The sequence below is a fragment of the Glutamicibacter sp. AGC84 genome (assembly GCF_053543575.1).
Genome location: NZ_JBLVOC010000011.1, coordinates 137,505 through 151,767, shown reverse-complemented (window position 1 = coordinate 151,767; position 14,263 = coordinate 137,505). Strand labels below are relative to the sequence as shown.

At 61.7% G+C, this 14,263-nt stretch carries 15 protein-coding genes and 1 tRNA gene; 14 read left to right on the top strand and 2 right to left on the bottom strand.

Features of this window, described 5'->3' with window-relative positions; all coding sequences use genetic code 11:
• From ACNPN0_RS07580 to abc-f, 9 genes are all read left to right on the top strand, one after another.
• The coding region (locus tag ACNPN0_RS07580) for a segregation/condensation protein A (RefSeq protein ID WP_448938873.1) at window positions 1-340 on the top strand (340 nt) is incomplete at its 5' end.
• Entirely contained in the window at window positions 333-923 is a 591-nt protein-coding gene (gene scpB / locus ACNPN0_RS07575) for an SMC-Scp complex subunit ScpB (protein ID WP_105659047.1), read from the top strand. The genes ACNPN0_RS07580 and scpB, both read left to right, overlap by 8 nt.
• Before the next feature lie 101 nt (window positions 924-1,024).
• On the top strand, window positions 1,025-2,146 hold the full coding sequence (locus ACNPN0_RS07570; protein WP_434693243.1) for a pseudouridine synthase: 1,122 nt from the start codon (window positions 1,025-1,027) through the stop codon (window positions 2,144-2,146).
• Between the two features lie 3 nt (window positions 2,147-2,149).
• Window positions 2,150-3,250: a prephenate dehydrogenase gene (locus tag ACNPN0_RS07565; RefSeq protein WP_448938872.1), complete on the top strand. Its 1,101-nt coding sequence runs from the start codon at window positions 2,150-2,152 to the stop codon at window positions 3,248-3,250.
• Window positions 3,232-3,927, top strand: coding sequence for a (d)CMP kinase (gene cmk, locus ACNPN0_RS07560; protein WP_105659050.1), 696 nt, complete (start codon window positions 3,232-3,234; stop codon window positions 3,925-3,927). The genes ACNPN0_RS07565 and cmk overlap by 19 nt, the downstream gene beginning before the upstream one ends.
• A gap of 65 nt (window positions 3,928-3,992) precedes the next feature.
• Window positions 3,993-5,525: a ribosome biogenesis GTPase Der gene (gene der / locus ACNPN0_RS07555; RefSeq protein ID WP_105659051.1), complete on the top strand. Its 1,533-nt coding sequence runs from the start codon at window positions 3,993-3,995 to the stop codon at window positions 5,523-5,525.
• A 101-nt stretch (window positions 5,526-5,626) separates the two neighbouring features.
• Window positions 5,627-5,700, top strand: a tRNA-Pro gene (locus tag ACNPN0_RS07550).
• Window positions 5,701-5,800: 100 nt separating this feature from the next.
• A complete protein-coding gene (locus ACNPN0_RS07545; protein ID WP_448938290.1) occupies window positions 5,801-6,643 on the top strand; it encodes a PhzF family phenazine biosynthesis protein in 843 nt (280 codons plus the stop codon).
• Between the two features lie 209 nt (window positions 6,644-6,852).
• The gene (gene abc-f, locus ACNPN0_RS07540) at window positions 6,853-8,559 is read left to right on the top strand and encodes a ribosomal protection-like ABC-F family protein (RefSeq protein ID WP_448938289.1); all 1,707 of its coding nucleotides are present in this window, start codon (window positions 6,853-6,855) and stop codon (window positions 8,557-8,559) included.
• On the opposite strand, the gene ACNPN0_RS07535 is transcribed toward abc-f, so the two are convergent.
• Window positions 8,552-9,022 carry a hypothetical protein gene (locus tag ACNPN0_RS07535; RefSeq protein WP_388025396.1) on the bottom strand — a complete coding sequence of 157 codons (471 nt, stop codon included), beginning with the start codon at window positions 9,020-9,022 and terminating at the stop codon, window positions 8,552-8,554. The genes abc-f and ACNPN0_RS07535 overlap by 8 nt on opposite strands.
• An 18-nt stretch (window positions 9,023-9,040) precedes the next feature.
• Between ACNPN0_RS07535 and ACNPN0_RS07530 the strand changes: the two genes are divergently transcribed.
• Both ACNPN0_RS07530 and ACNPN0_RS07525 read left to right on the top strand, forming a co-directional pair.
• A complete protein-coding gene (locus tag ACNPN0_RS07530) occupies window positions 9,041-9,352 on the top strand; it encodes a hypothetical protein (RefSeq protein WP_388025394.1) in 312 nt (103 codons plus the stop codon).
• A 211-nt stretch (window positions 9,353-9,563) separates the two neighbouring features.
• Entirely contained in the window at window positions 9,564-11,453 is a 1,890-nt protein-coding gene (locus tag ACNPN0_RS07525; protein WP_448938288.1) for an FAD-binding monooxygenase, read from the top strand.
• Between the two features lie 237 nt (window positions 11,454-11,690).
• Here ACNPN0_RS07525 and ACNPN0_RS07520 read toward each other — a convergent pair whose 3' ends face one another.
• A complete protein-coding gene (locus ACNPN0_RS07520) occupies window positions 11,691-12,053 on the bottom strand; it encodes a DUF488 domain-containing protein (RefSeq protein WP_133834491.1) in 363 nt (120 codons plus the stop codon).
• A 267-nt stretch (window positions 12,054-12,320) separates the two neighbouring features.
• Here ACNPN0_RS07520 and ACNPN0_RS07515 point away from each other — a divergent pair, with 267 nt between their 5' ends.
• The 3 genes from ACNPN0_RS07515 to ACNPN0_RS07505 all read left to right on the top strand — a co-directional run bounded on the left by ACNPN0_RS07515 (window position 12,321) and on the right by ACNPN0_RS07505 (window position 14,126).
• Entirely contained in the window at window positions 12,321-12,773 is a 453-nt protein-coding gene (locus ACNPN0_RS07515; protein WP_105659058.1) for an FHA domain-containing protein, read from the top strand.
• A gap of 74 nt (window positions 12,774-12,847) precedes the next feature.
• Entirely contained in the window at window positions 12,848-13,603 is a 756-nt protein-coding gene (gene ftsR, locus ACNPN0_RS07510; protein WP_448938871.1) for a transcriptional regulator FtsR, read from the top strand.
• Between the two features lie 40 nt (window positions 13,604-13,643).
• Window positions 13,644-14,126, top strand: coding sequence for a bifunctional nuclease domain-containing protein (locus tag ACNPN0_RS07505; protein WP_434693272.1), 483 nt, complete (start codon window positions 13,644-13,646; stop codon window positions 14,124-14,126).
• Window positions 14,127-14,263 lie beyond the last annotated feature (137 nt).

The following is a 14,263-nucleotide window of genomic DNA, read 5'->3' as shown; positions in this document are numbered from 1 at the left end:
GGCGCTGGCGCCGAAGCCGGAACCGGAAACAGAGGTCGGCATCGGGCATCTGCACGGGGCGAACGTCACCATTGCCGAGGAAGCCGATGCGATCACCGCCCTGCTCGAAGCCCGCGGCACGCTGGCATTCACCGAGCTGGTGGCAGACGCGGATGCGCAGCTGGTGGTGGTCGTGCGTTTTCTGGCATTGTTGGAGATGTTCAGGCAGAGAGCCATTAGCTTTGCGCAGGAAGATCCGCTCGGCCCGCTGCTGATCTCGCTGGTCCAGGAGTCCAGTTTCGATGCGCAGGCCGTGCAAGACGACTACGAGGGGAGTGGTGGTGAGGTGGATCATGAGTGAGATTGCACCCATTGACCAGCTGCCAGGAGGCCTGGAATCGGGCCTTGAAGCGGTGCTGATGGTCGCCGATATCCCCGTATCTTCGGCGCGTTTGGCCGAAATCTTCGAAGTCCCCACCGCCAGGGTTGCCGCCGCTTTGGAGACCCTTGCTACCGAGTATGATAGTAAGGATCGCCCGCGCGGATTTGAACTGCGTCGCGTCGCCTCCGGGTGGCGCTTCTATTCGCGGGCCGATTACGCCGATTTCGTCTCCAGTTATGTGCTCGACGGGCAGACAGCACGCCTGTCACAGGCCGCCCTAGAAACCCTGGCTGTCATCGCTTACCGACAGCCGGTCTCGCGTGGACGTATTTCGGCGATTCGAGGTGTCAACGTCGATTCAGTGGTGCGCACGCTGCTCACCCGCGGATTGATCACGGAGTATCCGGAAGTTGGGGATGGCGGAGCGACGCTGTACCAAACCACCGAATACTTCCTGGAACGACTGGGACTGGGCTCGCTTGATGAGTTGCCTGCGCTGTCCCCGTATCTTCCCGGGGTGGCCGACCTCGAATCGCTCGATTCGGCAACCTACGACGACTAGGTAGCTGCCAGCCGGCAGCTACAACGGACCAACCACGCGTGAAGCCCCAAGACTGGCGGGCTCGCGCAGCGAACACGTAACAGCAAGGGACACAGGCAAGCATGAGCAGGGGACCATCCTCAGGCCGCAACGATCGCGGCAACAATTCAAACTTCGGCGGCAAGCCAGCAGGCGGCCGCGGCACTACCGGCGGCAAGTCCGGCGGCAAGTCCTACGGCAAGCCAAGCGGTGCAGGCCGCACCGGTGGCAAGTCCTTCGGCGAGAAGCCATTCGGCGAGAAGCCGTATGGCAAGTCCGCCTCGGGCAAGCCAGGGGAAAAGTCGAATTCGGCCAAGCGCAACACCGCAGCACCGCGCAAGAACTCCGAGCGTGCTTTCGGCAAGGAACGCTTCGGCAACTCCGTGCCGACCAACTATGCGCGCCCGACCCAGCGCGCCCGCGCCCAGGCTCGTGCCGAAAGCCAGGCAGCTCGCGAGATCAACGGCGAGCAGCAGGACGGCATCCGCCTGCAGAAGGCCATGGCCAACGCCGGGGTGGCCTCGCGCCGCGTCTGCGAGGAGATGATCCTCGAAGGCCGCGTCGAGGTCAACGGCAACCTGGTCGTCGAGCTGGGTTCGCGCGTGGATCCAGCCAAGGACCGCATCCACGTCGATGGCATGCGCATCCAGATGAACCAGGCAAACCGCTACTTCGTCTTCAACAAGCCGAAGCACGTGATGTGCACCATGGATGACCCGGAGGGCCGCCGCACCATCGCCGACTACTTCAAGAACGAGCACCACTCGCTGCGCTTGTTCCACGTTGGCCGCCTGGACTACAAGACCGAAGGCGTCTTGATCCTGACCAACGACGGCGAGCTGGCCAACCGCCTGCAGCACCCGAAGTACGAAGTCCCCAAGACCTACCTGGTGCAGATCCCCGGCCCGCTGCCGCGTGCGGTAAGCAACCAGCTGCGCGAGGGAATCAAGCTCGAAGATGGCTGGATCAAGGTCGATGACCTGAAGATCATCGCCACCACCCCGAAGCACGTGATGGTCGAGGTGACCCTGCACTCGGGCCGCAACCGCATCGTGCGCCGCATGTTCGACGCCGTAGGCCACCCGGTCCAGCGCCTGGTGCGCGTTGCCGTGGGTCCGGTGCTGCTGGGCGACCAGAAGCAGGGCACCATCCGCTCCCTGGGCAACCAGGAAGTCGGGCACCTCATGGCCATGGTGGGGATGTAGCCCATGGCGTCTTCTCACCTTGCAGGCCCGGTGCTGGTCATCGGCACCGGCTTGCTGGGCACCTCGGTGGGATTGGGCCTGCGCGCCAAGGGCGTGCACGTCTACCTGTCGGATATTTCGCCGACCGCTGCCGGAGTAGCCCAGGACATTGGCGCCGGGGTGCTGCTGGAACACCAGCAGATCGCCCCGGAACTGGTCGTGATCGGTGCTCCACCGGATGTCACCTCCGCCCTGGTGGGCGACGCGCTGCTGGCCTATCCGACCGCGGCCGTGGTGGACATCGCCAGTGTCAAGGGCTCGATCCTGGCCGGCGTGCTGGCGGACGAGCGGCTGGGCGAGGCCGAGACTTCCCGCTATGTGGGGACGCACCCGATGGCGGGCCGGGAGAAGTCCGGACCGGCCGCGGCCCGTGGCGAATTGTTCACCTCCATGCCGTGGGTCATCTGCGCCCATGAAGGCGCGCAGGCTTCGCGGGTCAAGGCCGCCGAATCCCTGGCCATCGACCTGGGTGCGACCATGTACCGGATGAGCGTGGCCGAGCACGATGAGTCCGTCGCGCTGATCAGCCACTTCCCGCAAGCGGCCAGCTCGATGATCGCCTCGCGCCTGCTGAACGCCGAAAGCCACCAGCTGGCCTTGGCGGGCAACGGGCTGCGCGACACCACGCGCATCGCGGCCAGCGACGAGAAGCTCTGGATCCAGATCTTCTCGCACAATGCCGCCGCACTGGTGCCGATCCTGACCGGGATGAAGGAAGATCTGGACCGGCTGATCAGCACGCTGCAGAACCCGCAGGGCCCCGGCGCGCTGCTGGACCTCTCGCAGCTGATGACCGAAGGCAACGCCGGCAAGGCCCGGATTCCGGGCAAGCACGGCGCACCGCCGCAGGCGTTCGCGTTGGTCACCGTCGTGATCGATGACCGGCCGGGGCAGATCGCCCAGTTGCTGACCGAAATCGGCGACGCGCAGATCAACATCGAGGATTTGCGCATGGAGCACTCCGCGGGCCATCAGGTCGGCATGGTGGATGTTTCGGTCGTGCCCGGCCGGCGCGATGAATTGATAGATGTATTGACCAAGAACGGATGGAAGGTAGCCCAGTGAGCACCTTGAACAACGACAAGCTGGTTATTGCCATCGACGGCCCTAGCGGCTCCGGCAAGTCCTCGGTCTCCAAGGCCGTCGCCCGCAAGCTGGGCGCAGCCTACCTGGACACCGGCGCCATGTACCGTGCGATCACCTACTCGGTGCTCGCCGATGGCACCGATCTGTCCAACGCCGAGGCCATTGCCCAGGCCGTGCGCGATGCCAAGCTGTCCATCTCGGTCGATCCTGATGCTGAACTGGTTGAAATCGGCGGTGTAGACGTTACCGCGGCAATCCGCGAACCACGCATCTCCGAGCAGGTTTCCACCGTTGCCACCAACCTGGACGCGCGTGCCGAACTGGTCCGCCGCCAGCAGGAAATCATTGCGGCCAACACCCGCATCGTGGCCGAAGGCCGCGACATCACCACCGTGGTCGCCCCGGATGCCGATGCGCGCATCCTGCTGACCGCATCGGAAGAAGCCCGCCTGCGCCGCCGCGGCCTGCAGCTGGGCGGATCGCAGAACGAGTCGCAGCTGGCTACCCAGGTGCTGGCGCGCGATGCGAAGGACTCCACCGTGGTGAACTTCACCCAGGCTGCCGACGGAGTCATGACCGTAGACTCCTCGGACCTGGATTTCGAGCAGACCATCGACGCAGTGCTTGACGCAGTCGGCACTGCAACGAAAAACTAGCCTAAAGCTGGTGCCCATCCTCGGCGAGAGCCGATGAAGATTACGATCGCTGTGAAGGGAAAATCATGAGCGAGAACAACTCCACCCACGACGAGGAATACATCCCCGTTGGAGACGACGATATCGCCGAGCGCCTGGCCGAACTGAGCGAGGAAGAGGCCGCGGTTCGCGCCCAGGCCCTGCTCAGCGGACTGGAAGACTACGAACTGGACGAAGAGGACTCCGCCCTGCTTGCAGGCCTGGATAGCTTCGATGACGACGATGAAGACGTTGTCATTCCGCCGGTCCTGGCTGTTATCGGACGACCTAACGTCGGCAAGTCTACCTTGGTCAACCGCATCCTGGGCCGCCGCGAAGCGGTAGTCGAGGATACCCCGGGCGTCACCCGCGACCGCGTGTCCTATTCCGCCGAGTGGGTGGGACGCCCATTCACCATCGTCGATACCGGTGGCTGGGAGCACGATGCCAAGGGCATCCACGCCTCGGTTGCCGACCAGGCCGAAATTGCCGCCGACGTCGCTGACGCCATCCTCTTCGTGGTCGACTCCCACGTGGGCGCGACCGCAACCGACGAGGCTGTGGTGAAGATGCTGCGCAAGAAGGGCAAGCCGGTCTTCCTAGTGGCCAACAAGGTCGACGACTTCAACCAGGAAGCCGAAGCCGCCGCGCTGTGGGGACTGGGATTCGGCCAGCCATGGCCAGTCTCGGCCCTGCACGGCCGCGGCACCGCCGACCTGCTGGACGCTGTCATGGAGAAAATGCCGGCCCATTCGGCTTTCGGCGGCATGATCCCATCGGGCGGTCCGCGCCGCATTGCGCTGATCGGCCGTCCGAATGTGGGCAAGTCCTCGCTGCTGAACAAGGTGGCCGGCTCCGAGCGCGTAGTTGTCGACGATCTGGCCGGCACCACCCGCGATCCCGTGGACGAACTTGTCGAGCTGGGCGGCGAAGTCTGGCGCTTCGTGGATACCGCCGGTATCCGCCGCCGCCAGCACATGGCCGTCGGCTCGGACTACTACGCGTCGTTGCGTACCCAGACGGCGCTGGAGAAGGCCGAAGTCGCCGTCATCCTGCTGGCTGCCAATGAAACCATCTCCGAGCAGGACGTGCGCATCATCCAGCTGGCCATCGAAGCCGGCCGCGCGATGGTCATCGTCTACAACAAGTGGGATGAGGTGGATGAGGATCGCCGCTACTACCTGGACCAGGAGATCGAGCGCGACCTTGCCCATATCGAGTGGGCACCGCGCGTGAACATCTCGGCGAAGACCGGCTGGCACAAGGACAAGCTCGTTCCCGCACTGAATACCGCGCTGGAATCCTGGGACAAGCGCATTCCAACGGGCAAGCTGAACGCCTTCCTGGGCGAACTTGTCGCAGCCCACCCGCACCCGGTGCGCGGCGGCAAGCAGCCACGCATCCTGTTCGGCACCCAGGCTTCGGCCCGTCCGCCGCGCTTCGTGCTGTTCACCACCGGCTTCCTGGATCCAGGCTACCGCCGCTTCATCACCCGGCGGCTGCGCGAAACCTTCGGTTTCGAAGGAAGCCCCATCGAGGTTTCGATGCGAATCCGCGAGCGCCGCGGACGCAATCGCTAAATTTCGAATTTAGCCCTTCACTTGGTGTAGGCTAATAAAGGAGCTTTTCGCAGACGGCACCCTTGGTTCTCACGACTTGGGGATAACGGCTGCGAGGGCATCGGGCTATGGCGCAGCTTGGTAGCGCGCCTCACTGGGGGTGAGGAGGTCGCAAGTTCAAATCTTGTTAGCCCGACGATCCAATCGGAAAACCCCGTCGAGAGTTTCTCTCGGCGGGGTTTTGCCGTGCCTCCCCAGAATTCCACACCCACGGCGAAGATCCGGAAGATGGTCCAATGCAACGCAGATTCCAGCAGGTCGATGTCTTCGGCGCCACCCCGTACAAGGGCAACCCGCTAGGCGTGGTGCTCGACGGGCAGGGCCTGGATACCGAGTCGATGCAGGACTACTCGCTCTGGTCCAATCTCTCCGAGGTCACCTACGTACTGCCGGCCAGCGATGAGCGGGCCGACTACCGTTTCCGCATCTTTGCGCGCGAACGCGAATTCCCATTTGCCGGCCACCCTGCCTTGGGCACAGCGCGTGCCTGGCTGCATGCCGGGGGAGTGCCGCAGGATCCGAAGCAGCTGGTCGTCGAGTGCGAAGCTGGTTTGGTGCCGATCAGGATCGAAGGTGAAACGCTTTCCTTTGCTTCGCCGCCGGCTGTTCGAACCGGTGCAATTGCGCCGCACGAACTGACGGAAATGATCCAGATCCTGGGCATTGAGCCCGAGCAGATTGTGGATTCGCAGTGGACGGACAACGGGCCGGGGTGGGCCGCAGTGCTGCTGGAAAACTCGCAGCAGGTTTTGGACGTCGCACCGCGGATCCCCAATAGGCCAGGACGCTGGAAAATCGGGGTCTTCGGCGCACTGCCGCAGTCGTCGGCACCGGAAAAATTCGAAGTCCGAGCTCTGGCCATCGAAAACGGCTCGCTGCGTGAGGACCCGGTCACCGGAAGCCTGAATGGAGCGGCCACGCAATGGCTGATGGCCGCCGGGCACGCCACCGCGCCACTGGTCAACCGGCAGGGTGCGAAAGTCGGACGCGATGGGCATGTGCATCTGGGCTTGGCCGACGGCCAGCTTTGGGTTGGCGGGGCCGCGAACGTCCTGATTGAGGGCATCATCGAGCTGTAGCGCACAAAACCTTGCCTGTTGTGATGGCTTGGGCTTAGCCTTGAATGGTGGGAACGTTAATTCATGGAGTCCATTTCCTCTAGGCGGTAACCAGTGTCGAGCTTCGCTCCGCTGACGCCATCTTCATTGCACCTTTGTGGTGCCCGCCAACCACCAGCACCGCACCGGCCCTGATTACTCGGCGAACCGGTGCTAGGCAGGAAACTCCCGTGACCCAGTCCCAAAATATCCACCCGTCTTCCCAGCATGAGCCCGAAACCGAACCGGACTACGTATGCTCCCTGCAAAATATCGCCGTCAGTTTCGGCGAACGGGATGTGCTGACCGGCATCGACCTTGCAATTTCCGGTACCGACCGCATCGCAGTGCTTGGCGATAACGGTTCGGGAAAATCCACGCTGATGCGCGTGATTGCAGGGAATCTCGAACCCGACCACGGGCAGCGGAAGATGAACGCGCCCGGTGCCGTTGCCTACGCTGCGCAGAACCCGAGCTTCGCTGCGAACATGAGCGTGCAACAGGTGATCGATTCCTATCATCGGCGCTTCCGTGAACTGGAAGGCTTGATGCGCGTCATTTCGGCCAAGCTCGAAGATGCTCCAGAACCTGTCGCCGAACGTTTGATGAAGCAGCTGCAGCAGGTTACCGATCTGTACGAGGCGGCCGACGGCTATTCGCTGGCTCCGCGCCTGGATAGCGCCTTGGAGCAGCTGGGCCTAGGAGATCTGGATCGCCAGCGCCTTGTGTTCCAACTATCCGGTGGGCAGCGATCCCGGCTGTCGCTGGCCTGTGTCCTGTGTTCGGGTGCGCAATTGCTCCTGCTCGATGAACCAACGAATGACCTGGACGAGGCGGCCATGAACTGGCTGGAGCGCACCCTGGACAAGCATCGCGGTGCGCTGGTGCTGATCAGCCATGACCGGATGTTCCTCAAGCGTTTTGCCCGATCCATCGTGGAGGTCGCCGACGGGTCGATCGCGCATTACGGCAATGGCTATGACGGTTATCTGCATGCCAAGGAGCAGGAGCGCATCGTGATCCGCGTCGCCTACGAAAATTGGGTGCAGGAGCTTGAGCGTTCACAGAACTTGGTTGATAAGTATGCTTCACGCGTCAGTGCCATTCCGCGCAAGCAGGAGAAATCCAGTTTCGGGCATGGAAATTTCCGGGCCCGCGATTCCAGCCATGGGTCGACCTCCAAGATCCGCCAGGCAAAATCCCGAATCGAAGACCTCGAAACCCACCGGGCACCCGAGCCGGCTGCTGAGCTGTCCTTCTTGATGCCCGGCAGCACCCAGGACCACGCTGGTGGCGAAACCCTGCTGCAGGTGATGAACGCTCGGCGCGGCTCGGATCCGAAACTGTCCACGCCACGCTTCGACATCAAGCTCGGCGAGCGCTGGCTGGTCACCGGCCCCAATGGTGCTGGCAAATCCACATTGCTCAAAATGCTCGCCGGAGAACTGGAATGCACCGAGGGGAAGATCGAGCGCGCTGCCAACTTGCACTGCGGTTGGCTCCGCCAGGAAGTCGGCATTTTTCCTGGCAGCACCCTGGTTGAAGCCTTCGCCGCGGCCACCGGCCAGTATGTCCAGGACGCCGGTGCGTCCCTGGCCCAGCTGGGCCTGTTTTCGCCGCAGGATTTCCTGCGGCACCCCATGGCGCTTTCGGTAGGCCAGCGCCGCCGCCTGGAACTGGCTATTGCGGTCAGCACCAAAGCGCAGATGCTGTTCCTGGACGAGCCGACGAACCATCTCTCACCGGCCTTGGTGGAGCAGCTGGAGTCAGCGCTGGCGGAATATCCGGGCGCCGTGGTCACGGTCAGCCACGACCGGCGCTGGCAGCAGAAAATGCGCGAGCATTCGGTGGTGCATCGGCTCGGGGTGGAAGCAGGACGCGTCGAGCTGATCAGGTAGCGCTGGAGTTCTGGCTTCTCAAGTTCAGTCCGCCATCAAACAGGTGCTGCGGGTCAGTTCTCTCGGACAGGGCACGCAGCCGGGTTCCGGTCTGCCCAGGCCAGGCGAGCTCGGCAGCCGAACGGCGAACGTCCGAAGAGTAGGCGCCGTACGCGCCGGTGCCCAGAACCTGCAGGGCAGCGAACGACTGGTCCTGCTCGGCGATGCCCAACGGGTGGATCCAGGTAGCTGCCAGCACTTCTTGATGCCGCGACCCCCAGGCGGTGGCGTGGGCCGGAACCCGGGCTACGGCACCGCCCAAGGCCCGCAATTCGCCGACCAGGCTGGCCCGATGGGCCAATGACTGCGCCATGGCATCGCCCAACTGCTCATCCGCCTGATCGACCAGGACATCACGCATTTTGATGCGCTGCTGACCGGCATGCGGCGAATTCGGGGCTGGCACGATCAGCGGATAAGGCACTAGCTCGGTGCGCGAATCGTGAAGTTGGGCCAGGCCCAGGGCCTCGCGCAAGACCGGTGCTGCCTGGTCCTGGCCATCATTCGCGAGGGAGCGGATCGGGAACCATCGGCGATCCTGCGATTTGCCGCGGATTGCGCTGCCACGGCCAGCATCATCCGCCCCTATCTGTCGGCCACCAAATGGAAGCCGTGGCTGGTCGGAGATATCTCGTCCTCGCGCGACTTGGAGATTGGCGGGAAGTTCAACGCGGTGCACGGAGCCTATGGGTGTTCGCAACTTAATGAAGAGCAGATGCTGGAGTATGCCGGACCCGAGTGGGAGCATCGGTAGCAGCTGGCATCAGTGATGGGCCCCGGCGCGAGGTTATTGCGCCGGGGCTTCTGCCCATCTGCGGCTTAGGGTGGCCGGCGCAGCGTGCGTGAACTTGTGCCTGAGCTCACAGATTGTATATGATTAGTGTGCGATAAAAGATCATGCAGTTCTAATATCGAACATTATATTTATTGACTGAGGTCATCACAGGGAATTGGGGGATGAAACGGTGCAGTTTCACCACAACGGATACATTTCAGCAGATCCACGAGTGCAGCCAGCGGCTGGCGTGGGCATAAACCGTCCCATGGAGATGCCCGATGTCATGGATGTGCTGATCGTCGGTGCCGGTCCCGCAGGCATCATCACCGCCGCCCAGCTTTCCCAGTTCCCTGATGTGCACACACGCATCATCGACCGACGCCCCGGGCGCCTGGAAATCGGCCAGGCCGACGGGATCCAGTCACGCACGGTGGAGACGTTCCAGGCTTTCGGTTTTGCCGAGCGCATCACCGCCGAGGCCTACATCATCAAGGAAACCACCTTCTGGAACCCTGATCCGCAGAACCCGGATCAAATCATCCGCACCGACCGCACCGCCGATGATCCAACCGGCGTCAGCGAATTCCCGCACCTCGTGGTCAACCAGGCGCGCGTTATCGACTATTTCGCTGATTTCGCGGCGAACTCCCCAGCTCGCACCGTCCCGGACTACGGGTGGGACTTCAAGGAACTGGTCGTTGAAGACGGCGAAGAGTACCCGGTGAAGGTCACCCTGATCGGCTGCGGCGAGAGCAATGACGGTATTGAGCGTGTAGTGCGTGCCAAGTACGTGGTCGGTTCCGATGGGGCCAGAAGCAATGTCCGCCGATCGATCGGCGCGAAGCTCTCCGGTGACAAGGCCAATCACGCTTGGGGCGTCATGGACACCCTGGGCCTGACCAACTTCCCGGATGTGCGCACCAAGTGCGCCATCCATTCCAAGGCTGGTTCGATCCTGCTGATTCCGCGCGAAGGCGGGCAGCTCTTCCGCCTCTACGTTGACCTGGGCGAAGTTCCGGAAGGGGATAACGGCAAGGTCCGCGAGACTCCGCTGGAAGAAATCATCGAGCGCGCCAAGGCGATTTTGAATCCCTATACCCTCGAGGTCAAGGACGTCGCGTGGCACAGCGTCTACGAAGTAGGCCACCGGCTGGCTGACCGCTTCGATGATGTGCCGGTTGAAGAGATCGGTACCCGCGAGCCGCGCGTGTTCATTACCGGCGATGCCTGCCACACCCACTCGGCCAAGGCCGGCCAAGGCATGAACGTCTCCATGCAGGACGGGTTCAACCTGGCCTGGAAGATCGGCTACGTGCTCTCGGGCCAAGCTCCGGAGAGCCTGCTGCGCACCTACTCGGACGAGCGCAAGGTGATCGCCAAGGACCTGATCGACTTCGACAAGAAGTGGTCCTCCATCATGGCTGCTACTGCGAAGGAGCTTGAAGGCCAAGAAGGCGTTGCCGAGTTCTATGTACGCACTGCCGAATTCCCTGCCGGCTTCATGACCGAGTACGCGGCATCTGCGCTGGTCGCCGGCAAGGAGCACCAGGAGCTGGCCGCCGGATTCCCTGTGGGCAAGCGCTTCCGCTCTTCGGAAGTCATGCGCTTGGCCGATACCAACCCAACGCACCTGGGCCACCACCATCGTGCCGACGGCCGCTACCGCATCTACGTCTTTGCTGATCAGCAGCCGGTGGGACAGTCCCAGAAAATTGCCGCTTTGTCGAGCTGGCTGCTGGAGAATGAGCGCTCGCCACTGGTTCGCTTCACGCCGAAGGGTGCCGACGCCGACGCGCTGTTCGATGTCAAGGTGGTCTACCAGCAGGACTACACCACGATGAACGTGAATGACGCGCCGAAGGTGTTCCGTCCGGACACCGGCGTATTCGGCCTGATGGATTACGAGAAGGTCTACACCGCATTAGACGGCTCGGACATCTTCGAGGAGCGCCAGATCTCCCGCGATGGCGCGATCGTGATCGTCCGTCCGGATATGTATGTTGCCAGCATCCTGCCATTGGATGCGGCCAACGAGCTGGCCCGTTTCTTCGAGCCGATCCTGCTGGAGCAGAACTAGGTAGCGCCCTCGCTCCACACATCACCGATGGCACCGCGAGTATCTCGCGGTGCCATCGGTTTCCCTGCGCAGGGCGTCGCGTGGAAGTGCGGAATAATTTTCGGCGCAACGCGGTTGAACCACCAAGGGACAGGACTTCGATGAAAGGTGCCACGGTGAGCCAGGAATTCAGCTTTGACCTTCAGCAGGTGGTCGATTCGGATATGGTGTGTGCCGACGGCGTGTGCTTCGTGCCGCCTACGGACCAGAGAGCTGATCGAGCAGATAGTCACGCAACACCACAGCATGATTAGCCTGCTCATTTTTTGCTCCGTAGACCAAAGTGACCACGGGATGCTGGTCCAGTACTTCCAGGAAGCCATCGACAGCAGGGTTCTGATCTAGCTCGGCGCGATAGTGCTGCGCAAATTCGCCAAAGCGGTCGGCATCGTGATCCCAGCCTTTGCGAAGCCCGGTGCTCGGTGCCAAGGCCTTGGCCCAGTGATCCAGCTGAAGGGCAGCCTTGCTCTTCCCGCGCGGCCAGAGCCTGTCAACCAGGATCCTGTAGCCGTCCTCGACGCTGGGCGCGGTATACGCGCGTTTGAGAAGTATCTTCGTCATGATTCACCTGAAAGTTCCTGATTTCTCCTTGCATCGCCTCCATCTGTGGGAAAGGATCGAAGTGCAGGCGCTGCCAAGGCATCATCGTCTCTCTTGGCATCTTGCCACACTGGCAATCCCTTGCAGCGGAAAATATGTACTTTTCTGTTATCAGTTGGGCAGTGAGTAGGCTAATCTGTAAATAGTTTGGTATTACTGACTGTGCCAACACAGAACTCAAGGTCGTCACGCACGAACTGTTAACAGAATTTTCTGGAGGACCCCATAATGTCGGAACATCGGCCGGTTGACCCGCACAACGAGTCTGCCTCTGAGACGACCAATATCGCTCTTCCTGCGGTGCACAAGGGTGCTGAACCTTCGGTCATCTACACCCTGAGTGAGGATGAGAAAAACGCAGTTAACGCCCTGCCAGCTGGTTCTGCGCTGCTGATTGCCCATTCCGGACCAAACAAGGGCGCACGCTTCTTGCTGGACACCGACGAGAGCATCGCAGGCCGCCATCCAAACGCGGATATCTTCCTGGACGATGTGACCGTTTCGCGTCGGCATGCCAAGTTCTCCCGAACGGACGCGCGGTTCACGCTCAGCGACATCGGATCGCTGAATGGTACCTACATCAACGGCGACCGTATCGACGAGATCCCGTTGAGCACTGGTGTTCAGGTTCAGATCGGCAAATTCCGCCTGAATTTCTACCAAAGCGTTCCGAACCTTTAAACTAGTAGAGTTCGAGGTTTTGTCCGCCGGCGTCTGGCACGCCGACATATCCATACATCCGAGGTGTAGACCCTTTGACGATCTTTGACGCAGCCCGCAGCCCACGTCTCGAGGCTCAACGCCTCGGGACCGTCCGGCAGGCCGCGCTGAATATCGGCGAGGTGCTCTCGGAACTCAAGGATGAGTTCCCCCGTGTCACTGCGTCCAAGATCCGCTTCCTGGAAGACAAGGGACTGATCATCCCGCAACGCACCTCCGCTGGATATCGAAAGTACTCCGCGTCGGATGTGAGCCGCTTGCGTTTCATCCTTTCGGTTCAGCGCGACCAGTACCTGCCGTTGAAGGTCATCAAGGACCATCTCGACTCGGTGGATCGCGGTGAAGCCCCAGCAGCATTGCCTGGGGGAGCCCCGGTGGCGCCACAGGCGGTCAACGATGACATGGCTGAGGCCGTGGAGCGCAAGACCCGTTCGGTGTCCTTGGCTGAACTGCAGGGGCTGACCGGTGCCAGCGAGGAGCTCGTTGGCGAATTGATAAAGTTCGGCTTGATCGAACCGGTTGCTGGCCTGTTCGACGCCAGCAGCATCAAGGTCACCAAATCGGCCGTTCAGCTGGCGGGCCATGGCGTTGAACCTCGCCACCTGCGGCAGTTCCGTACCGCAGCTGATCGCGAGTTCTCGCTGATTGAATCGATTGTCGGCAACGAACTGAAGAAGCCTGAAGTCTCCGCTCGTGCCCGCGCTGCGGAAGAGGCCCAGGAAATCTCGCGCCAGTGCCTGGAAATTCACGAGGCCCTGGTGCAACGTGCTATTTCCCAACTGGATCGCTAGGCTGAATTCGAACAGGCAACAACAACTCTAAGGGGCTAGCATGCTGGAACTGGAGTTTGCCGGAATCCGTATTCAACTGCCGGCGAATCAGCCGCTGTTGCTGCTCAAATACCCTGAGCGTAATCTCTACCTTCCGCTGTGGATAGGTGCGCCCGAAGCCTCGGCCATCGCAATGTCTGAACAAGGACTCACTCCGCCTCGGCCGATGACCCATGATCTGCTGCTCAGTGTCATTGAAAGCATGGGCGTGAAGCTTGAGCGGATCGAAATAGTCTCGGTGAACAATGCCGTGTTCGTCGCGGAGCTTGTTCTTTCCAACGGCAAACGCGTAGATTCCCGTTCCTCGGATGCCGTCGCCCTTGCCGTGCGCGCCCAGTGCCCGATCATGTGCGCCGAGCACGTCCTGGAAGAAGCTGGCGTGGCCATCGAGAATGAGACTGGCGGCGAAGAAGCACCCGAAGAGCAGTTGCGCGAATTCCGTGAATTCTTGGACAATATTGATCCAGAAGATTTTTCTTCGTAGATATCGCGCGTTTGGTTTCAGTGGAATATTGGCCTTGAATTGGGTAATTCCCCAAGCCTGCGCGACACGCCTTAAAGTTAAGCTTGAAGGTCTTTGACCATTAGTCGATATCGCCGTACCGTCTTTGCATAGGGACA